The sequence below is a fragment of the Sphingobium limneticum genome, from assembly GCF_008710165.1.
Lineage (GTDB): Bacteria > Pseudomonadota > Alphaproteobacteria > Sphingomonadales > Sphingomonadaceae > Sphingobium > Sphingobium limneticum.
Map to the genome: position 1 here is coordinate 1 of NZ_VYQA01000009.1, position 19,231 is coordinate 19,231.

General features: G+C 62.8%; 18 protein-coding genes and 1 tRNA gene. 3 read left to right on the plus strand and 16 right to left on the minus strand.

Features of this window, described 5'->3' with window-relative positions:
• Positions 1-140: 140 nt before the first annotated feature.
• The 4 genes from F4U95_RS12950 to map form a co-directional block, all read right to left on the minus strand.
• On the minus strand, positions 141-1,193 hold the full coding sequence (locus F4U95_RS12950; protein WP_150425949.1) for an NAD(P)H-dependent flavin oxidoreductase: 1,053 nt from the start codon (positions 1,191-1,193) through the stop codon (positions 141-143).
• Positions 1,194-1,281: 88 nt separating this feature from the next.
• Entirely contained in the window at positions 1,282-2,694 is a 1,413-nt protein-coding gene (glnA, locus tag F4U95_RS12955; RefSeq protein ID WP_120250021.1) for a type I glutamate--ammonia ligase, read from the minus strand.
• Positions 2,695-2,803: 109 nt separating this feature from the next.
• The gene (locus tag F4U95_RS12960) at positions 2,804-3,142 is read right to left on the minus strand and encodes a P-II family nitrogen regulator (protein WP_120250022.1); all 339 of its coding nucleotides are present in this window, start codon (positions 3,140-3,142) and stop codon (positions 2,804-2,806) included.
• Positions 3,143-3,385: 243 nt separating this feature from the next.
• The gene (gene map / locus F4U95_RS12965) at positions 3,386-4,216 is read right to left on the minus strand and encodes a type I methionyl aminopeptidase (RefSeq protein WP_120250023.1); all 831 of its coding nucleotides are present in this window, start codon (positions 4,214-4,216) and stop codon (positions 3,386-3,388) included.
• Between the two features lie 79 nt (positions 4,217-4,295).
• Here map and F4U95_RS12970 point away from each other — a divergent pair, with 79 nt between their 5' ends.
• Complete coding sequence (locus F4U95_RS12970) at positions 4,296-5,057, plus strand: competence/damage-inducible protein A (RefSeq protein ID WP_150425950.1); 762 nt, start codon at positions 4,296-4,298, stop codon at positions 5,055-5,057.
• A 9-nt stretch (positions 5,058-5,066) separates the two neighbouring features.
• On the opposite strand, the gene F4U95_RS12975 is transcribed toward F4U95_RS12970, so the two are convergent.
• The 7 genes from F4U95_RS12975 to F4U95_RS13005 all read right to left on the minus strand — a co-directional run bounded on the left by F4U95_RS12975 (position 5,067) and on the right by F4U95_RS13005 (position 11,493).
• Positions 5,067-5,393, minus strand: a complete 327-nt coding sequence (locus F4U95_RS12975) for a c-type cytochrome (RefSeq protein WP_232016021.1) — start codon at positions 5,391-5,393, stop codon at positions 5,067-5,069.
• Between the two features lie 234 nt (positions 5,394-5,627).
• Positions 5,628-5,703, minus strand: a tRNA-Lys gene (locus F4U95_RS12980).
• Between the two features lie 106 nt (positions 5,704-5,809).
• The gene (gene rodA, locus F4U95_RS12985; RefSeq protein WP_120250026.1) at positions 5,810-6,922 is read right to left on the minus strand and encodes a rod shape-determining protein RodA; all 1,113 of its coding nucleotides are present in this window, start codon (positions 6,920-6,922) and stop codon (positions 5,810-5,812) included.
• Positions 6,919-8,994, minus strand: coding sequence for a penicillin-binding protein 2 (mrdA, locus tag F4U95_RS12990; RefSeq protein WP_150425951.1), 2,076 nt, complete (start codon positions 8,992-8,994; stop codon positions 6,919-6,921). The genes rodA and mrdA overlap by 4 nt, the downstream gene beginning before the upstream one ends.
• The gene (gene mreD, locus F4U95_RS12995; RefSeq protein ID WP_150425952.1) at positions 8,991-9,518 is read right to left on the minus strand and encodes a rod shape-determining protein MreD; all 528 of its coding nucleotides are present in this window, start codon (positions 9,516-9,518) and stop codon (positions 8,991-8,993) included. Before mreD ends, mrdA begins: the two co-directional genes overlap by 4 nt.
• Positions 9,515-10,429, minus strand: a complete 915-nt coding sequence (gene mreC, locus F4U95_RS13000; RefSeq protein ID WP_150425953.1) for a rod shape-determining protein MreC — start codon at positions 10,427-10,429, stop codon at positions 9,515-9,517. The genes mreD and mreC overlap by 4 nt, the downstream gene beginning before the upstream one ends.
• A 17-nt stretch (positions 10,430-10,446) precedes the next feature.
• Positions 10,447-11,493, minus strand: a complete 1,047-nt coding sequence (locus F4U95_RS13005) for a rod shape-determining protein (RefSeq protein WP_024019606.1) — start codon at positions 11,491-11,493, stop codon at positions 10,447-10,449.
• Between the two features lie 162 nt (positions 11,494-11,655).
• On the opposite strand from F4U95_RS13005, the gene mutL reads away from it, so the two are divergent.
• Positions 11,656-13,452 (plus strand): DNA mismatch repair endonuclease MutL, encoded by a 1,797-nt coding sequence (gene mutL / locus F4U95_RS13010; protein WP_150425954.1) that lies wholly within the window; start codon positions 11,656-11,658, stop codon positions 13,450-13,452.
• A 271-nt stretch (positions 13,453-13,723) separates the two neighbouring features.
• Positions 13,724-13,948: a hypothetical protein gene (locus F4U95_RS13015; RefSeq protein WP_150425955.1), complete on the plus strand. Its 225-nt coding sequence runs from the start codon at positions 13,724-13,726 to the stop codon at positions 13,946-13,948.
• A gap of 94 nt (positions 13,949-14,042) precedes the next feature.
• On the opposite strand, the gene F4U95_RS13020 is transcribed toward F4U95_RS13015, so the two are convergent.
• The 5 genes from F4U95_RS13020 to ychF all read right to left on the minus strand — a co-directional run bounded on the left by F4U95_RS13020 (position 14,043) and on the right by ychF (position 19,118).
• Positions 14,043-14,507 carry a MaoC family dehydratase gene (locus tag F4U95_RS13020; RefSeq protein ID WP_150425956.1) on the minus strand — a complete coding sequence of 155 codons (465 nt, stop codon included), beginning with the start codon at positions 14,505-14,507 and terminating at the stop codon, positions 14,043-14,045.
• Between the two features lie 61 nt (positions 14,508-14,568).
• Positions 14,569-16,122: an alkaline phosphatase D family protein gene (locus F4U95_RS13025; protein WP_150425957.1), complete on the minus strand. Its 1,554-nt coding sequence runs from the start codon at positions 16,120-16,122 to the stop codon at positions 14,569-14,571.
• 10 nt (positions 16,123-16,132) lie between these two features.
• Entirely contained in the window at positions 16,133-17,410 is a 1,278-nt protein-coding gene (locus F4U95_RS13030; protein WP_150425958.1) for an alkaline phosphatase family protein, read from the minus strand.
• Between the two features lie 79 nt (positions 17,411-17,489).
• On the minus strand, positions 17,490-18,011 hold the full coding sequence (locus F4U95_RS13035) for a DNA-deoxyinosine glycosylase (protein ID WP_150425959.1): 522 nt from the start codon (positions 18,009-18,011) through the stop codon (positions 17,490-17,492).
• A gap of 6 nt (positions 18,012-18,017) precedes the next feature.
• Entirely contained in the window at positions 18,018-19,118 is a 1,101-nt protein-coding gene (ychF, locus tag F4U95_RS13040) for a redox-regulated ATPase YchF (protein WP_120250032.1), read from the minus strand.
• Positions 19,119-19,231 lie beyond the last annotated feature (113 nt).

Consider the following 19,231-nt stretch of genomic DNA (forward strand, 5'->3'; position numbering starts at 1 on the left):
CTGCGCCTCATAGCGCCCGAGGCCGGTCAAAAACGACCGGATTCTGGAAGGTTACCTCCCAGAATGACTGACGCCTTGGGCTAGAAAACGGCGAAAGCGAGGCCAATGGCCGGCTCTGCCAACCCTTTTTCCGCAGCCTGCTAAACAGTCACGCCTTGCATCTCCGCGACCAGCAGCGCCATCAATTCCGTGGTGGGCAGTGCGCGTGCCAGAGGCGCGCCCTGTCCCGCCCATTGCGCGCCATAACCGCCTTCGCCAGCAGCCTTGGCCGCTTGATGGAGCGCCTTCCCGGCATCATAGGCGATCGGATAGTCGGGGGAGGGCAGGCCCATCTGCATCCCCCATCGGGTAAAGCTGTTGGACAGGCAGCGTGCCGGACGCCCGGATATGGCCCGCGTCAGCATGGTGCGATGCGCCGCCGGACTGAACAATGCCGCGCGATAGGCCTCGTCGGCGCTGCTTTCCGGGCAACCGATGAAGGCCGTGCCCAATTGCGCCGCCACCGCGCCCAGATCCAGTGCGGCCCTGATGCCTTGTCCATCCATGATCCCGCCCGCCGCGATAACAGGCAGGCCGGCCTGCGCCACCAGCAAGCGGGTCAGCGGCAAGACCCCCAACTGCGCATCCGGCGCATCGGGATCGAACATGCCGCGATGGCCGCCAGCCTCTATCCCTTGCGCCACCACGGCGTCGATCCCGGCAGCCTTGGCCGCCAGCGCCTCGTCCAAATTGGTCGCGCTGGCGAGCAGCAGGCACCCCGCCGCCTTCAGTGCAGCGATCCGATCCGCATCGGGCAGGCCGAAATGAAAACTGACAACCGCCGGCCGTGCCGCGACCAGCATCTGTAGCATCGCATCATCTTCGGCAAAGCTGCGATAGATTTCCCGCAGCGCCGTGGGCGGCGTCGCGCCGTAACGGGCAAAGACGGGCGCCAGCGCTTCCAGCCAACGCCTCTCGGTTTCAGGCTGCGGTCGGGCAGGGGCATGGACGAACAGATTGACGTTGAACGGCCGACCGGTCAGCGATCGCACTGCGTCGATCGTCCCGCGCGCGCCATCCGCATCCACAGCGCCGACCCCGATCGACCCCAATCCCCCCGCCTGGCTCACGGCCGCTGCCATGGCGGGCGTCGATACGCCGGCCATCGGCGCCTGAATGATGGGGTGGATGAGGCCAAGGCGATCGAGTGTCATGCTCCTTATGTGGGCGCGCCTGGCCCAAAGGAAAAGGCCCAGCCGCATCGCTGCGACCGGGCCTTCCCGAAAGTCAGGGCTGAAAGGATCAGCTGCTGTAATACATGTCGAATTCGACCGGCGAAGGCGCCATTTCCCAACGGTACACTTCGGGCCACTTCAGTTCGATATAGGATTCGATCTGGTCCTTGGTGAACACGTCGCCCTTCAGCAGGAAGTCGTGATCGGCTTCCAGGCTGTTGAGCGCTTCACGCAGCGAGGCGCAAACGGTCGGCACCTGGCTCAGCTCTTCCGGCGGCAGATCGTACAGGTTCTTGTCCATCGCGGCACCCGGATGGATCTTGTTCTCGATCCCGTCCAGACCCGCCATCAGCAGCGCCGAATAGCAGAGATAGGGGTTGGCCATCGCGTCGGGGAAACGGAACTCGACGCGCTTCGCCTTGGCACCCGCGCCATAGGGGATGCGGCACGATGCCGAACGGTTGCGGGCCGAATAGGCCAGCAGAACCGGTGCTTCGAAGCCGGGCACCAGACGCTTGTAGCTGTTGGTGGTCGGGTTGGTGAAGGCGTTCAGGGCCTTGGCATGCTTGATGACGCCACCGATGAAGTAGAGGCACATATCGGACAGGCCGGCATAGCCTTCACCCGCGAACAGCGGCTTGCCACCGTCCCAGATCGAGATATGCGTGTGCATGCCCGAACCATTGTCCTGCGCGATCGGCTTGGGCATGAAGGTTGCCGACTTGCCATAGGCCTGGGCGACGTTCCACACGACATATTTATAAACCTGCATGCGGTCCGCGGTCTGAACCAGCGTGCCGAAGGTCAGGCCCAGTTCGTGCTGCGCAGCGGCGACTTCATGGTGATGCTTGTCGCAGGGCAGGCCCATTTCCAGCATGGTGCTGACCATTTCGGCGCGGATGTCGGTGGCCGGATCGACCGGCGCGACGGGGAAGTAACCACCCTTGGCGCGCGGACGGTGGCCCAGGTTGCCGCCTTCATATTCCTTGCCGGTGTTGGTCGGCAGTTCGATATCGTCGATCTTGTAATAGCTCTGCGAATAGTCGTTTTCGAAACGCACATCGTCGAACATGAAGAATTCGGCTTCCGGGCCGACATAGACGGTGTCGCCGAAACCGGCCGACTTCACGAACGCTTCGGCGCGCTTGGCGGTCGAGCGCGGATCACGGGTGTAGAGTTCGCCGGTGTCGGGCTCCACGATGTCGCAGATCAGGATCAGCATGGGTGTGGCGCTGAACGGATCGACATAGACGGCGTCTAGATCGGGCTTCAGGATCATGTCCGATTCGTTGATCGTCTTCCAGCCCTCGATCGAGGAACCGTCGAACATCAGGCCCTGGGTCAGTTCATCCTCGCCCAGCACCGAAGCGACCATGGTCAGGTGCTGCCACTTGCCCTTGGGATCGGTGAAGCGGACATCGACCCATTCGATCTCCTTTTCTTCGATCATCTTCAGGATGTCTTTAGGCGTGTTAGCCATGTGAACTTGCCCTTCTTTTAAAATACCCCCCCGAAGGGGTAGGTTGATATGCGTTCGCCAACGCTCCTGGAGGTGTCCCCCCTTCAAGCCGGCGAAAACCCGTTGAAAATCAGATGGCGTCGCTGTCCCGCTCGCCGGTGCGGATGCGCACGGCGCCCTCGATCGCCGAGATGAAGATCTTGCCGTCGCCGATCCGGCCGGTCTGCGCGGCCGAGCTGATCGCTTCGACCACCCGTTCGGCCAGCGCGTCGTCGACGACGACTTCCAGCTTCACCTTTGGCAGGAAATCGACGACATATTCGGCGCCGCGATAGAGTTCGGTATGGCCCTTCTGCCGGCCGAAACCCTTGGCTTCGGTGACGGTGATGCCGGACACGCCCACTTCGTGCAGCGCTTCCTTCACCTCGTCCAGCTTGAACGGCTTGATGATCGCTTCGATCTTTTTCATCACTCGTTATCCCAACCCATGACGCACGTTCCGGGTGCGGGCGCGACCCGCATCCATCTCTTCTTCAAGGAACGATCGTCATGCCCCCCAAAGGCAGGCGCCGTTCCCATTACCAATCAATTACCGTGCCAAATGGCGAATCGCTAGGAATGCTTTCGGCGATGCAGCAATCTTTGTCCATATTGCCCGTATTCTGGGCAATATCATGACGCTATGCCTGTTTTTTGGGCAGCAATCCGACGATCAAAGCGCATAAGGCGGGCAGTCGAAACCGGCCGGGCTCTTGGTGAAGATTTCACAGCCGGTTTCGGTGATGCCGATACTATGTTCGAACTGGGCGGACAGGGTACGATCGCGGGTCACGGCGGTCCAGCCATCGTCCAGCATCTTCACGCCGGGCTTGCCGATGTTGATCATGGGTTCGATGGTGAAGAACATGCCGGGGCGCAATTCGGGGCCGGTGCCGGGGCGGCCGATATGCACGACCTCCGGACTGTCATGGAAGACCTGACCCAGGCCATGGCCGCAAAAGTCGCGCACCACGCCATAGCGATGCTTTTCGGCATGGCGCTGGATGACATAGCCGATATCGCCCAGATGATTGCCGGGCTTGGCCTGCTCGATCCCCAGCATCAGGCACTCATAGGTGACTTCGACCAACCGCCGCGCCTTGATCGGCGCATCGCCGACGATGAACATGCGACTGGTATCGCCATGCCAGCCATCGACCAGCGGCGTGACGTCGATATTCAGGATATCGCCATCCTTGAGCTTATAGTCCCCCGGTATGCCATGGCAGATGACATTGTTGAGCGAGATGCAGCAGCTATGGGTATAGCCGCGATAGCCCAGCGTCGCCGGCACCCCGCCGCCATCCAGCGACATGCGGCGGACGATGTCGTCCAGTTCGCCTGTGGTCACGCCCACAACGACATGCGGCACCAGCGCGTCCAATATCTCGGCGGCCAGCCGCCCGGCCTTGCGCATGCCGGCAAAACCGGATTCGTCATAGAGCTTGATCGCGGTGGAGCGGGTGGTCGGCGTATCGGCCGTCATCGTCATATATTCGGTCATGGCCCATTTATAGGCGCACCGACCGGATAATGCGAGAGGGCGGCTAGGCAGGATCGGCGGGGCAGGCTATGGGCAGGCCATGGCCGATCCCACCCGCATCTGGACCGCTGCGCTGATTGTCATCGGCGACGAAATTCTCTCTGGACGGACCCAGGACAAGAATGTGAGTCAGATTGCGGTCTGGCTTGGCGTTCAGGGCATCCGCATGTGCGAAGTGCGCGTGGTACCGGACGATCAGGACGCGATAATCGAGGCGGTGAACACGCTGCGGGCTCGCAACGACTATCTCTTCACGACTGGCGGCATCGGCCCCACGCATGACGATATCACGGTCGATGCGATCGCGGCGGCGCTGGGTGTGGGCGTGGACATCCACGAAGGCGCGCGCGCGATCCTGTCGCGCTATTATGAAACGCGCGGTGGCCTGACCGAAGCGCGCCTGCGCATGGCGCGCGTGCCGGCCGGCGCCGACCTTATCGAAAACCGCATGTCGGGCGCGCCGGGTATCCGCCACGGCAATATCTTCATCATGGCCGGCGTGCCTTCCATCACCGCCGGCATGCTCGACAGCCTGACCGGCAAGCTGGAAGGCGGTCTGCCGCTTCAGTCGGCGACGATCGGTTGCTGGGTGGCGGAAAGCGAGATTGCCGATCTGCTGGCCGCCACGGAGCGCGCGCATGTGGGGTGCCAGATCGGCAGCTATCCCTTCTTCCGCGAAGGTCGCACGGGGGCCAATTTCGTGATTCGCTCGACGGATGCCGCCACGCTGGACGCCTGCACCGCCGACCTCAGCGCCGCGCTGGAGCGTGGCGGCTTGGCCGTAACGGCGGGCGGTATCTGATCGAGCCTTTTATTTAGTCGCGCTCGCCAGATAGGCGATGAGGTTGGCCCGATCGGCGGCATTGGGCAGGCCGGCAAAGGCCATGCGATTGCCCGGCACGAATCCGCTCGGCTTGGTCAGGAACGCGTCCAGGCTTTTGGCGTCCCATCGGATCTTCGCTTTCTGCATCGCCGGGGAATAGGCGAACCCTGCCGTTGTCCCGGATGTTCGGCCGAATAGGCCAGCGAGCGAAGGCCCGATCTTCTTCGGTCCCGGCTTTACATCATGGCACAGGGCGCACCGTGCGAACACGCTCTTCCCCTTGGCCGCGTCACCGGTCTGCGCCATTGCGGGCATGGCAGTGCCGCAAAGGGCCGTCAGGATGAAAATTCTGGAAACGGATGCAACGGAAACCATCAAGCCTACCCCTAATCTCTTATCGCGCGGCGAGGGCTTCATCCGTCTGCCGCGATGCCGCTTTATGGCAGCGTGTCTGAATGGAGGTTTAAGCGGCTGGAGATCAACCGCATATTCCACCCACAGGTCACAAAAAGACCGGTCTAGTTTCGATAGTGCGGCGATCGGAAAGGGTGGTGGACACACTTGGGCTCGAACCAAGGACCCGCTGATTAAGAGTCAGCTGCTCTACCAACTGAGCTATGTGTCCATGCTGGGGCAATTATGCGCTCCGGCGTGGCGGGCTGTTAGCAGTCGCTTGCGATTCTGCAAACAGTAAATTGCTTTGTGACAGAAATTTTTCACGCCGCACTGATTTAGCGCCAGTTTCCCGTACCCGCACGTCGCTTTCCTGCACGGTCGATCGCCATGATGATGCCCACGCACAACATCACGGTCAGCATGGACGATCCGCCATAGGACATGAAGGGCAGGGGGATGCCGACCACCGGCGCCAGACCCATGACCATCATCAGGTTGATGGCGACATAGAAAAACACTGTCGTGGTCAGGCCTGCCGCCGCCATGCGTGCAAACTTATCCTGCGTCCGCATGGATACCCGGATGCCCCAGCGGAACAGCAGCATGAAGGCCAGGATCAGCAATGTGCCGCCCAGCAGACCCCATTCCTCCGCCATGGTCGCGAAGACGAAGTCGGTATGGCCTTCGGGCAGATAGTCCAGATGGCTTTGCGAGCCTTTCAGGAAACCCTTGCCCCAGATACCGCCCGAACCGATCGCGATCTTCGACTGGCTGATATGATAGCCGGCACCCAGCGGATCGCTCTCGGGATCGAGGAAGATCAGCACGCGGTTCTTCTGATAGTCGTGCAGGAAGCTGAAGGCGATCGGTACCAGCGCCGCGCCCGCCAGCCCCGTGCCGACGAACAGGCGCATCGGCAGGCCGGCCAGGAACATCACGGTCACGCCTCCCGCCGCAATCATGGTGGCGGTGCCGAGGTCGGGCTGTACCAGCACCAGCATGAACGGCACGCCGATCAGCACCAGCGCCGGCCAGATCGCGTTCCAGCGCCGTATCTCACCCACGGGCAGCATCGCATAGAAGCGCGCGACCGTCAGCACGATGATAGGCTTCATGAACTCGGACGGCTGCAACTGCATGAAGCCAAGGTTGATCCAGCGCTGGCTGCCGCCCGCAACGCCGCCGATCAATTCCACCAAAAACAGCGCGACCAGCACCGCGCCATAAGCGGGAAAGGCGAAGCGGGCGAAGATTTCGACGGGAATGCGGCTGAGCGCCAGTGCCATGCCGGAAAATATGCAGAAGCGCACCGCCTGATTGACGGCCCATGGGAAGATGCTGCCGCTCGCCGCGCTGTAGAGGACGACCGTGCCGAAACCGGCGATCACCAGCAGCAGCGCCAATATACGCCACGGAAATTCGGTGAGGGGCTTTGGAACGATGCTCATGGCGCGACCGGGCTGTTGGCGGCCGGGGGAACATCATCTTCCTCCGCCGGGGAGGGGGGGGCTGAGGATGGCACTGCTGGCGCCGATGCGTTGCCGCTGGCGGCATTCATCCCATTGTCCGCTGGTGGCGGTACTTCGCCCTTCTCGATCGCCTTGGCTATGCGGAAAGACGCCATCTGTCGCGCCTGCCGCTCAGTCGGCGTACCACCCCAGCCTTTTTCCAGCGTTTCCAGCTTCTCCATCGCCTTGGCCGGATCGAACAGATAGGACAGCGTATCGCTGGCGATCATCGGCGCGTCCTCATTGCGGATCATATGGCCGCCATGCTCGATGATGCAGGCAATGGCATAGCGCGGATTGTCGAACGGCGCGAAACCCTGAAACAGGGCATGATCGCGCAGCTTGAACGCCAGCGAGCTGTTGCCACGCACGCCGCCGGCGCGCTCCGCCATGGTGATGCGGCGGACCTGCGCGGTGCCGGTCTTGCCGGCGATCATCACGCCTGGAATGGAACTGCGCGCCGCGCCGCCGGTGCCGCCGCCATTGACCACCGCATTCATGGCATCGCGGATAACGACCAGATGCTCCTCGCTCGCCCCGACAGACGCCGGATCGGGTCGTGGGGCACCGAAAATGAAATTGGGCATCAGCTGCCTGCCGGTCGCAAGCCGCGCCGCCATCACGGCCATCTGTAGCGGGTTGATCAACATATAGCCCTGACCGATGGTAGCATTAACCGTGTCGTAGACTTGCCATTTCTGGTTATATTTCCGTTCCTTCCATGCCGGGTCTGGCACGGTGCCATAACTTTGGCTGGGAAAGGGCAGGTCGAATTTCTGGCCCATGCCGACGCGTCGCGCCATGCTGGCGATCCGGTCCATGCCGATACGCTGGGCCATCTGATAGAAATAGATGTCGCAACTCTGGGCGATCGCACCGCGCATGTTGAGCGGTCCATGGCCACGCCGTTTGTGGCAATGGAACAGAGTGTTGCCGACGCGAATGGCACCGGGGCAATTGATCGTTTCCTGCGGGCCGATCCCCGCCTCCAGCAGCGCCAGCGCCACCATGGGCTTCACCGTCGAACCGGGCGGATAAAGCCCCTGCAACGTCTTGTTGCGCAGGGGAACATGATCGTCCTTCGACAGCATCTCATATTCCAGATGGCTGATACCATCGGAGAAACTGTTCGGATCGAAGCTGGGCATGGACGCCAGCGCCAGTACGTCGCCATTGTGGCAGTCGATCACCACCACCGACCCGCTCTGGGTGGCTAGACGCCGTCCGGCAAATTCCTGCAGGCCCGCGTCGATCGTCAATTTGATCGTGCGCCCCGGCGTGTCGGTGCGGGTCGTCAATTCCTGGACGATCTTGCCGCGTGCCGTCACCTCGACCCGCTTGGCGCCGGGTTTGCCGGTCAGATGGCGATCGAACGCCTTTTCCAGCCCGTCCTTGCCGACCTTGAAGCCCGGCGTGATCAGCAACGGATCGCGCCGCGCTTTATAATCTTCCGCCGTCGCCGGGCCGACATAGCCCAGCAAATGGCCGACCGTCGCACCGGCCGGATAATGACGCGAGAAGCCCTGGCTCGGTGCGACGCCCGGCAAGTCGGGCAGGCGCACGCTGATCGCGGCATATTGATCGTAGGTCAGCTTGTCGGCGACCTGCACCGGGCGGAAACCGGCGGATTTTTCCAGATCCTCGCGAATGCGATCGACATCGTCCGGCTCCAGCTTGAGCAACTGGGCCAGATGGGTGATCGTCGCCTCCGCATCCACGATGCGCTGCGGGATCAGATCGACTCGGAAATCCGTGCGATTATTCGCCAGCGGCCGCCCGTTACGATCAATGATCCAACCCCGGCGCGGCGGTATCAGCGTCAGGTTCACGCGATTGCTCTCCGAAAGGAGGCTGTATTTCTCATTCTGGACGACGCTGATCCAGGCCATACGCCCGACCAGCACGGCGCCGATCGCCCCCTGCAATCCCCCCACCACCATCGCGCGGCGCGAGAAGGTGAAGGATTGGGTAGCTTCGGTGACGATCTTGCGCTTGGGGAACGGGAATTTCATGCCATCACGCGCCAGCGGTCGATCCACGCGCATTGGCGGACGATGAAAGGAAACAGCAATATCGTCCAGACCATTTGCGGCGCGACCAGGAAAAGCGTCACATTACCTCCACCCGTGATCTGTGCGAAAAACAGGCCACCGGAGATGCAGAAGATAATGGCGAGGGTGGCAATTAGCCAGTCCTGACGATAGCCGCGCCAAACCATCCGCTGTTCGATCGCATCGATGCCGATCAGCGCCACGGTCCACAGGAACATGGCCGACCCGACCGGCTGGCCGCTCATGACATCGTCGAACAGGCCGAGCGGCAAGCCGATCCAGGCGCGCCACAAGTCCGGCCGCAACAACCGCCAGGCGAGCAGCAGCAGCAGGCCGAAGGGCGGCATGATCGGTGATTGGGCGATGACGGGCAATGCCGTCAGGAAGGATCCCAGCATCACGGTGATGACCGGCGTGCCCGCCAACCGGAAGCGGGAAGGATGCCGCCCCAGCCGTGGTACATGGTACAGATGCGGATCGATCATGGCTGGGCGACGTTGCCGGCCGCAGGTTCATCCGCCACGCCGGGTGCTGCCGGACCAGTGCGGGTCACCGCATCTTCGAAGGCGCGCTCGACCACCACCGCATCGACGCGGGCGGGATTCGCCAGCGGCACCGCATAAGCGATTTCGCCCTGCGCGCGAACAACGACTGCGACAGGTATATTGGGTTGATAGACGCCGCCGATGCCGGACGTCACCAGCAGGTCGCCGGGCTTGAACGGGTTGCGACCGGCCGTCAGCGCGCGGACCTCCACCGATCCGTCGCCAAGGCCGGTCGAAATGGCGGGGATGCTGTCATTGGCGCGGCGGACCGGCACGATGTTGCTCGTGTCCGTAATCAACAGCACTTCGGAACTGTTGGGCGTGGTGATGTGGATGCGGCCGATCAACCCTTCGGGCGCGCGCACCGGCATGCCGGGTCGAACGCCTTGCCACCGCCCGGCGTTGAGCCGCGCGAAGCGACGCGCGCTGGTGGCGGACGAAGCGATCAGGCGTGCGGTCAGCACCTCGCTGGCATCGGAATCGACCAACCTGAGCAACTTCTTCAGCCGCACATTTTCCTGCGCGACGGCCTTCGCCTCGATGATGCGGTTGCGGTCTGCCTCGACCTGTCGGCGCAGCGCGACATTCTGCGAACCGGCGCGCCAATAGGCGGCCAGCACTTCGTCCACCGACCCGACGCCGCTCACCATACCCTTCAGGGTGTTGGAAACGGGACGACTGACTTCGGACGTGGCAATGCGAATGGCGGCGAAGCCGGTGGGATCGAAGATCGCGACCACCACCAGCAGCAGACCAAGGGCTGCACCGACGACCGCCACGACATAGCTGGCGAAGAGGCTATATTGCGCCTTCCGGTTGATACCGGGGCGTCGGCTGGCTGGCCGCGCCATCTAATCGTCCTTCTCGATCAGGCGGTTTGCAGCACGCCCCGGAAGATCGGGTCTTCCATAGCGCGGCCGGTGCCAATGGCCACGCAGGTCAGCGGGTCTTCCGCGATGGTGACGGGCAGGCCCGTTTCGTCGCGCAGCTCGTCATCCAGCCCCTTGAGCAGCGCGCCGCCGCCGGTCAGAACGATGCCCTGATCGACGATATCGGCGGCCAGTTCAGGCGCGGTGTTTTCCAGTGCGATCCGGACACCTTCGACGATGGTGCTGATCGGCTCAGCCAGCGCATCGGCGATCTGGCCCTGATTGATGCTGATTTCCTTGGGAACGCCGTTCACCAGGTCGCGACCCTTGATGTGGATCGTTTCGCCCACGCCGTCTTCGGGCGGCTGGGCGACGCCGAACTGCTTCTTGATCCGTTCGGCCGTGGCTTCGCCGATCAGCAGATTGTGATGGCGGCGCACGAAGGACACGATCGCTTCGTCCATCTTGTCGCCGCCGACGCGGACCGAGGTGGTGTAAGCGAGGCCACGCAGAGAGAGTACGGCGACTTCGGTCGTGCCGCCACCGATATCGACGACCATCGAGCCGATCGGCTCGGTCACGGGCATGTCGGCGCCGATCGCGGCGGCCATCGGTTCTTCGATCAGGAACACCTGGCTGGCGCCGGCATTGCTGGCGGCGTCGCGGATGGCGCGGCGTTCGACGCTGGTCGAACCCGACGGCACGCAGATCACGATTTCAGGCGCGCGCCAGGGGCTATGCTTGCCGCCATGCACCTTGGTGATGAAATGCTTGATCATCTGTTCGGCGACGTCGATGTCGGCAATCACGCCATCGCGCAGCGGGCGAATGGCTTCGATCGAATCCGGGGTCTTGCCCATCATCAGCTTGGCATCGACGCCCACGGCCTTCACCCGCTTCACGCCGTTCAGCGTCTCGACCGCCACCACCGACGGTTCGTTCAGCACGATGCCGCGACCGCGCACATACACCACCGTATTGGCGGTGCCGAGGTCGATGGCCATATCCTGCGAGGAGAATTTGAAGAGACGCGAGAAGATCGACATGCCTTATCCTGTATCGCCCGCCGTCCCCGCGACGCGACAAGGGGACCGGTCGGAAAGCTGTTTCTGCTCCTGCCGTTAACCTCAGCTTCCTTGCGCTTTGCAGTGCAAAAAATTTCAGGTCGCGGCTCGCGGAAAGCGCTCGCTTGGGCTAGTCCCTAATCAATGTCAATACGCCGTCTACCCGAACATCTGGTCAATCGTATCGCTGCCGGTGAAGTGGTCGAAAGACCCGCCAGCGCGCTGAAAGAGATCGTCGAAAACGCTTTGGACGCTGGCGCGACTCGCATCGCGATCCGCCTGTCCAATGGCGGGCTGGACCGGATCGAGGTCAGCGACGATGGCTGCGGCATGGATTCGGCCGACATGGCGCTGGCGCTGGAGCGTCATGCCACGTCGAAGCTGCCCGACGATGCCATTGAAAATGTGGCCACTTTGGGTTTCCGGGGGGAGGCGCTGCCCTCCATCGCCAGCGTTGCGCGCCTGTCGATCGACAGTCGGCCGCGTGGCGCCGATGGCTGGAACCGCACCGTAGACAATGGGCAACTGATATCCGAGGGACCGGCGGCACTCCCGCCCGGCACCCGCGTCACGGTCGAACAGCTGTTCGGCAAGGTGCCGGCGCGGCGCAAATTCCTGCGCACGGCCAAGGCCGAATATGCCGCCTGCATCGACATCATCCGCCGTCTCGCAATGGCACATCCCGCCGTCGCTTTTTCGGTCGAACATGATGGCCGGCGCGTGCTGGGCGTGCAGGGGGGTGAAGCGCGGGAGGAGCGGGTGGCTGCGCTGACCGATCGTGCATTGGCCGACAATCATGTCATCGTCAGCCTAGAGCGGGAAGGGGTGCAACTGTCCGGCGTCGCATCGTTGCCCACATACAATCGCGGCGTGGGCGATCATCAATATCTGTTCGTCAATGGCCGCCCGGTGCGCGACCGGTTGCTGATCGGGGCGCTGCGGGGCGCCTATGCCGACATGCTGGCGCGCGATCGCCATCCGGTGGTCGCCCTGTTCCTGGATGTCCCGCCGCTGGAGGTGGACGTCAACGTCCATCCCGCCAAGACCGAAGTGCGCTTTCGCGACCCGGCGCTGATCCGTGGCATGATCGTGTCCGGCCTGCGCCGTGCGCTGGATGCCGAAGGCTTCCGGGCTGTCCAGAATGCCGACCCCGCAGCCTTGTCCGCCTGGAAGCCGGAGCCGATTTCGCCGACGCCGATCGGGTCGATGCCGATCTTCGAGGCGGCGGGCGCTGTGCCGCCTCCCAGCTATAATCAGTTCACCCCATCCGCCGCCTTCGCCGATCGCCGAAGCTCGTTCATCACGCCTCCGCCGCAGGCCCGCGCCGAACCCGCCGCTGCGCCTGCCCCGGAAGGTCGCAGTTTCCCGCTCGGCGTCGCGCGCGGACAGGTGGCGCGCACCTATATCGTCGCGGAAGCCGAGGATGGCCTCGTCATCGTCGACCAGCATGCCGCGCATGAAAGGCTGACGCTGGAGCGGATGCGCCGCGCGATGGAGGGGCAGGGTGTAGCGTCCCAGGCTTTGCTGCTGCCCGAAGTGGTCGAACTGGAGGAAACCGCCTGCGACCGGTTGGAGGCGCGGATCGCCGAACTCAAGGAATTCGGCCTCGACCTCGAACGGTTCGGCCCTTCGGCAATGCTGGTTCGGTCCGTCCCAGCGATGTTGGGCCAGGCTGACGTGCAAGGCATGGTCACGGATCTGGCCGACGATCTGGCCGCCTATGACAGTGCCCTGTCGTTGAAGGAGCGCCTTGACCTCGTCGCGGCCACCATGGCCTGCCACGGCTCGGTCCGCGCTGGCCGGGTGCTGAGCGTCGCGGAAATGAACGCGCTGCTGCGGGAGATGGAAGTCACGCCCCGGTCCGGCCAATGCAATCATGGGCGGCCGACCTGGGTGAAGCTAGATCACAATTCCATTGAGAAGCTTTTTGGCAGAAAATAGAATGAGTTAGATGTGTGTATTGGGTCGGAAATCTATAGCTGACACATCTGTGATTGGAATTCGGCGTCGCGAACGGTGGCGAGCCATCGGTTGTGAGGGTATTGAGGTATATATGCAGCCTGTAGGTAACGAAAAATCCCGTATCTGTCTGAATTTCGCTGTGGACGGTCTTACTGCCTATTGCAATCGAGAGGCGTTGATCGATCTACGCGATCAATTGGACTGGCTAATTTCGTCGCCGCAGGAAGACCATTATCATTGACATGTCCTTATGGCTCTGGAAAATGATGCCAGCAAGTTTGAAGGGCAGAGGCCCCGCAATGCCGGTGTGCGGTTCTCCGAAGGCGTCGAGAAAATGAAAGACGCCGATCTCATCGGTGGGGAATGCGTTGATTTGACTTTCATGGTCGCGACCGAAGCCGACCTCGACGCCATTCAGGCTCAACAAGAACCGGGTTTTGAGTTCAGCAGCGAACCTTTAGAACCAGACGTTTGAAGGTTCTTAGACGCTCCTTGCCGCACATGGGACAAGCTTGGTGAAGCTGGGCCATGGCGATATCGAGAAGCTGTTCGGGCGAAAATAGCTCGGTTCAGGCTGGCCGGGTCCGCCACATGGCGATCGGAATCATGGTCAAGACCGGGTTGTCGTCCTGATTGAAAATCGTCACCTTGTTGCGGACGATCCCCATTTCCGGGCGGCTTTGCGACGCTTTCTTGTCGATCACCTCGCTTCGCCCGCGCAGCGTGTCGCCAGGGCGAACGGGGCGGAGCCAGCGTAGTTCGTCCACGCCCATCGCGCCCAGGCTGGCCGCCTGACGGCCCGGATGCGCCTGCATTTCGGCGACGAACATCTTCATGAACAAAGCCGTCGTATGCCAGCCGCTCGCGGAGATCGTGCCGAAATGGGTGGTCGCGGCGGCTTCATCCGACAAGTGGAAGGGTTGCGGATCGAATTCGGCAGCGAAAGCGACCGTTTCATCGCGCGAGACGGTGAGCGGCCCGAAATCGAAACCATCGCCGATCGCGAGATCCTCGAAATAGACAATGTCTTCCATGCTCATCCGTCTCCACTTGCAACGGATGCGTTTCTAGGCCTGCTTTCCGTTTACGTCAATGTCAGGCGATGCTGATCGACGGTTGGCCACGCGGTACCGTCAGACTGGCGCGGGTACTGATCGCACCGCCCGGCTCCGACACCTGATCCATCACGCGGAAGCGCGTCGTCCACGCGTCCGGCGTCACTTCGCAGACAAGATAGCCGCGCTGGTCGTTGATGAATTTCAGCTCCGGGCTGTTCTTCATCATGATCTCGCTGCCCGGCCGCACGTCCGATCCGTCGCCGCCCGAGGAGATGGAGGTCGACACGAATTCCACGGCGACGGGCTTGCCATCGCTTTCCAGCAGGCCGGCGAAATTCTGATGCTCGTCACCGGTCAGCACGACGACATTGTCGAGCCCACGCATCTTGCCTAGCAATCGGTTACGCTGCGCCGCATAGGCGGCCCAGGTGTCGATATTGTAGATTTTCTGCGTCTCGTCGGCATAGCGGCGCCGGTCGAGTGACATCATCATCACCTGCTGCGCGACGCAGTTCCACTTGGCCTGCCCGCGGGTCATGTTGCGAACCAGCCAGCTTTCTTCCTCCGGCGACACGACCTGCGCCTTGGGATCGTCGATATCCTTGCACCAGGGCTTGAACCCGTCGCCGCAGGGCTGGTCCGTGCGGAAGGAGCGGGTGTCGAGAAAGTCGATCGAGAGCAGGTCGCCATAGCGCGCCTCCCGATACATGTCGGTGATGATGCCATTGCGCGGGATCATCGCCGCGCGCACCGGCATATATTCATACCAGGCCTGCAAACCAGCCTGACGACGCAGGCGGAAGATTTCCGGTGGCGCCTCGCCCTTGCCGTCGAAATCGCCGACCCAATTATTCTGGATCTCATGGTCGTCGAATGTTGGGAACCATGTGTGGCGGGCGCGCGCGGCCTGCAAATCATAGTCGCTCAGATATTGGGCGTAACGCAGGCGATAGTCGGCGACGTCGATGCAATCCTGCCCGATATGCTGGCGTACTTGCGGCGCGGGCAGGCCGTCCTTGTCATAATTCGGCCCGCGCTTCTTATATTCGTAGATGAAGTCGCCATAATGATAGACGAAGGCCAGATCATCCTCGCGCGCCAGATGGCGATAGGCGGTGAACAGCCCATCCTCATAATTCTGGCACCCCGCGACGCCGAATTTCAGCGCCTTTGGGCTGGCCGATGCCAAGGGCAACGTTCGCGCCCGGCCGCGCGAAGACTGGTCGCCGCCCAGCGTAAACCGATACCAATAGGGGCGATCGGGTTGCAGGCCCGCGACCTCGACATGGACGCTATGGCCCAGTTCGGGCCGCGCGATCGCTTCGCCCGACGCGACTATGGTCTTGAAACGGTCGTCGCTGGCCACTTCCCATTTTACCGGCAGCGGCACGGTGGGCATACCGCCATGCGGCTCGAAGGGCTTGGGCGCCAGCTTGGTCCAGATGACGAAGCCGTCCGGCGCCGGATCGCCCGACGTCACGCCCAACGAAAAGGGGTAGCCGGCAAACCAGCTTTGCGCCTTCACGATGGCGGGCACACCCGCCAGCGGAGTGATGGTGGCGGCGGACAATATCTGGCGACGGGTCAGCATGGGGCAGTCCTTAGCGGGCGAGAAGGCCGGACAGGGCAGCGGCATCGCCATCCGACGCGCGCGGCGTCACGCCGATCAGGCGGGCGAGCAGCGGATAGACATCGACGTTGGCAAAGCCGTTCGCCGGCGCCTTCGCGCCCTTTGCAAAAGCCGGGCCGTTCGCGATGAACAGCGCCTGCATTTCGGGCGCTCGGTCGTCCCAGCCATGGTTGCCGCCGGTGATTGTGCCCTTGGGCTTGCTCGGCAGGATTTCCCAGCCGGTGTCCGCCAGGCAGAAATAGGGCGGGATGCGGCGATGCGTGCCATAATGGAAGCGCGCCGGTATCTCGCCTTTGCGCCAGCATTGCATATGCGGCGTGGCCTTGAGCAGCGCGGCCTCCAGCGCCTTTTCATGACCGGGTATGGCGGCCAGGCTGGCATAGGGGCCGCTTTCGACGATGCGATAGTCGGCTGGGTTGGCGACGGTGTCGAGCGGAATGATCCGATCCGCCGAACGTGCCGCCATGCCATGGTCCGCCAGGATCACCAGATTGGCCGGCTGGCCCATCGCCTTCAGCCCCGCGACCAGTTCGCCGATATGCGCGTCCACCTCCGCAATGGCCTGCGTCGTTTCCGGCGCATCCGGCCCCTTCACATGGCCTGCCGTATCGACCGTGTCGAAATAGAGCGTGACGAAGCGGGGGCGGATGGCGTCTGGGCGGCGCAGCACGTCCAGCACCATGTTGACGCGCTGGGTGCCGCCGATCTGCTGATTGAACTGCGCCCAGTCCTGCGGCCGCGCGCCCCCATGGATCGCACGGGGCCATTCCTTGTCCTGCGTGGCGCCCCATGGCACGTTGGATCCGGGCCAGAACATGGTGGCGGTGCGCACGCCGGCCTTTTCCGCCGTCACCCAGATCGGTTCGACATCGTTCCACCAGAAGGGATCGTCGCTCGCCATGGTGAATTTTTCGTCCGGGCGCGTGGCGTCTTCCATGTTGTTGGCGACGATGCCGTTGCGGTCCGGCCGGTCGCCCGTGACGATCGCCCAATGATTGGGGAAGGTCTTGGTGGGGAAGGACGGCCGCATCGGCGCCTCGATTCCCTCACTCGCCAGCGCCGCCAGATTGGGCGTGACCCCGCGCTGGAGATAATCCGCGCGGAAGCCGTCGATGGATACCAATATGGTAACAGGTCCGCGCTGCTCCACCTGCGCGGCAGGCGCCGGGCGCTCCGTCGAGGCGACGGTGGTGCAACCGCTCAGGGCGGCAAGGGCGAACAGGGCAGGGGCGAGGGTGCGGGATAACATGGCGACTCTTCGGATTTTGTTCGGATCAAAATCGCTTAGCAGCCATGCCATGACGGTAAAGTGACGTTTTGGTAGGCTTTTATGTCAGCACGTCGCGCAGTACCATCCAGGCCTGCCGTTTCGCCGCGCGCGACAGGCTGGCATAGGCGCCGCTGGAGGAGGGCAGGTCGAAGAGTTTCAAGCCCGACCGATCCCCCAATTGCCGCCGGCCATGCAGGCTGGCCGTCTTCCCGTTGAAGCCGATACCTCGCAACGCCGGGAGCCGCTCCACGAACAGTCCAAGATCGCGCAATTCCGCACCCTTGATGCTGCTGTCGAGGCTGCCGGGCCGCTCCGCGCTCTCGATCACGTCCCATAGGCCGACGCCGATCGCGCGCAGGCGTTTCAGCCGCATCGCATAGGGCTGGCCGCGCAGATCCTCTTCCAGTACATCGCCCAGCAAGTCCCAGAAGGCATTGCCGCGATGGGCATAATATTCGCCCTGCTTGATCGACGCGTCACCGGGCAGGCTGCCCAGGATCAACAGCCGCGTATCGGCGTCGACGCTGGGCGGAAAGGCGGCCTTGCGCTGCGCAGGCATTTGACCAAGGCGCAGCGCCATGGGCGATCAGACGTTGAAGCGGAACAGCATGATGTCGCCGTCCTGCGTCACATATTCCTTGCCTTCCGACCGCCACTTGCCCGCTTCCTTCGCGCCGGCTTCGCCGTTGAACTGGACATAATCCGCATAGGCCATGGTTTCGGCGCGGATGAAGCCCTTTTCGAAATCGGTGTGGATCGCGCCGGCGGCCTGCGGCGCCTTGCTGCCCTTGGCCACGGTCCACGCGCGGGCTTCCTTCGGCCCGACGGTGAAGAAGGTGATGAGGCCGAGCAGTTCATAGCCGGCACGGATGATGCGGGCGAGGCCGGCTTCGGTCAGGCCCAGCGCTTCAAGATATTCGGCGCGTTCCTCGATCGGCATCGTGACCAGTTCGGCTTCGATCGCGGCTGATACGATCACCGCCTTGGCATTTTCCGCTGCGGCCTTTTCGAACACGCGGGCCGAATGGGCGTTGCCGCTCGATGCGCTGTCTTCTTCGACATTGCAGACATAGAGGACAGGCTTCGCAGTCAGCAACTGCGCCTGCGCGAAGAGGCGTTCTTCCTCGACGTCGCGCGGTACAGTCAGGCGCGCGGGCTTGCCGTCGCGCAGCAGGTCTAGCGCCTGGCCCAGCACGGCGGCGGCCGCCTTGGCCTCCTTGTCGCCCTGCGCCGCCTTCTTGGCAAGGTTGGGGACGCGCTTTTCCAGGCTTTCCAGATCCGCGAGCATCAGTTCGGTTTCGACCGTCTCGGCGTCGGCGATGGGATCGACCTTGCCCTCGACATGGGTGATGTCGCCATCTTCGAAACAGCGCAGGACGTGGACGATCGCGTCCGTCTCGCGGATGTTTGCCAGGAACTGGTTACCCAACCCTTCGCCCTTGGACGCGCCGCGCACCAAGCCTGCGATGTCGACGAAGCTCAGCTGCGTCTCGATGATCTTCGCGCTGCCGCCGATCTTGGCGATCGTGTCGAGCCGGTCGTCGGGCACGGCGACGCGGCCCTCATTCGGCTCGATCGTGCAGAAGGGATAGTTGGCCGCCTGCGCCGCCTGCGTTTCGGTCAGCGCATTGAACAGGGTGGACTTGCCCACATTGGGGAGGCCGACGATACCGCAACGAAAACCCATTTGACTGCCTTACAAGATCGGAAAGAAGGATTGGCGCGCCGATAGCGCTTTGTGCGTGGAAAGGCCAGCCTTTGGGGAACAGGCAAAGGCGGGTGGGACAAAAGGCGCAATTG

Coding starts and splice junctions, on each gene's coding strand:
- F4U95_RS12975 (WP_232016021.1), bottom strand. CDS start 5,393: ATGCCCGCAATGGCGCAGACCGGTGACGCGGCCAAGGGGAAGAGCGTG.
- rodA (WP_120250026.1), bottom strand. CDS start 6,922: ATGAGCATCGTTCCAAAGCCCCTCACCGAATTTCCGTGGCGTATATTG.
- F4U95_RS13020 (WP_150425956.1), bottom strand. CDS start 14,507: ATGGAAGACATTGTCTATTTCGAGGATCTCGCGATCGGCGATGGTTTC.
- mreC (WP_150425953.1), bottom strand. CDS start 10,429: ATGGCGCGGCCAGCCAGCCGACGCCCCGGTATCAACCGGAAGGCGCAA.
- mrdA (WP_150425951.1), bottom strand. CDS start 8,994: ATGAAATTCCCGTTCCCCAAGCGCAAGATCGTCACCGAAGCTACCCAA.
- glnA (WP_120250021.1), bottom strand. CDS start 2,694: ATGGCTAACACGCCTAAAGACATCCTGAAGATGATCGAAGAAAAGGAG.
- F4U95_RS12950 (WP_150425949.1), bottom strand. CDS start 1,193: ATGACACTCGATCGCCTTGGCCTCATCCACCCCATCATTCAGGCGCCG.
- F4U95_RS13025 (WP_150425957.1), bottom strand. CDS start 16,122: ATGCTGACCCGTCGCCAGATATTGTCCGCCGCCACCATCACTCCGCTG.
- F4U95_RS13035 (WP_150425959.1), bottom strand. CDS start 18,011: ATGGCGCTGCGCCTTGGTCAAATGCCTGCGCAGCGCAAGGCCGCCTTT.
- F4U95_RS13030 (WP_150425958.1), bottom strand. CDS start 17,410: ATGTTATCCCGCACCCTCGCCCCTGCCCTGTTCGCCCTTGCCGCCCTG.
- F4U95_RS13015 (WP_150425955.1), top strand. CDS start 13,724: ATGGCTCTGGAAAATGATGCCAGCAAGTTTGAAGGGCAGAGGCCCCGC.
- map (WP_120250023.1), bottom strand. CDS start 4,216: ATGACCGAATATATGACGATGACGGCCGATACGCCGACCACCCGCTCC.
- mreD (WP_150425952.1), bottom strand. CDS start 9,518: ATGATCGATCCGCATCTGTACCATGTACCACGGCTGGGGCGGCATCCT.
- ychF (WP_120250032.1), bottom strand. CDS start 19,118: ATGGGTTTTCGTTGCGGTATCGTCGGCCTCCCCAATGTGGGCAAGTCC.
- F4U95_RS13005 (WP_024019606.1), bottom strand. CDS start 11,493: ATGTCGATCTTCTCGCGTCTCTTCAAATTCTCCTCGCAGGATATGGCC.
- F4U95_RS12960 (WP_120250022.1), bottom strand. CDS start 3,142: ATGAAAAAGATCGAAGCGATCATCAAGCCGTTCAAGCTGGACGAGGTG.
- F4U95_RS12970 (WP_150425950.1), top strand. CDS start 4,296: ATGGCCGATCCCACCCGCATCTGGACCGCTGCGCTGATTGTCATCGGC.
- mutL (WP_150425954.1), top strand. CDS start 11,656: ATGTCAATACGCCGTCTACCCGAACATCTGGTCAATCGTATCGCTGCC.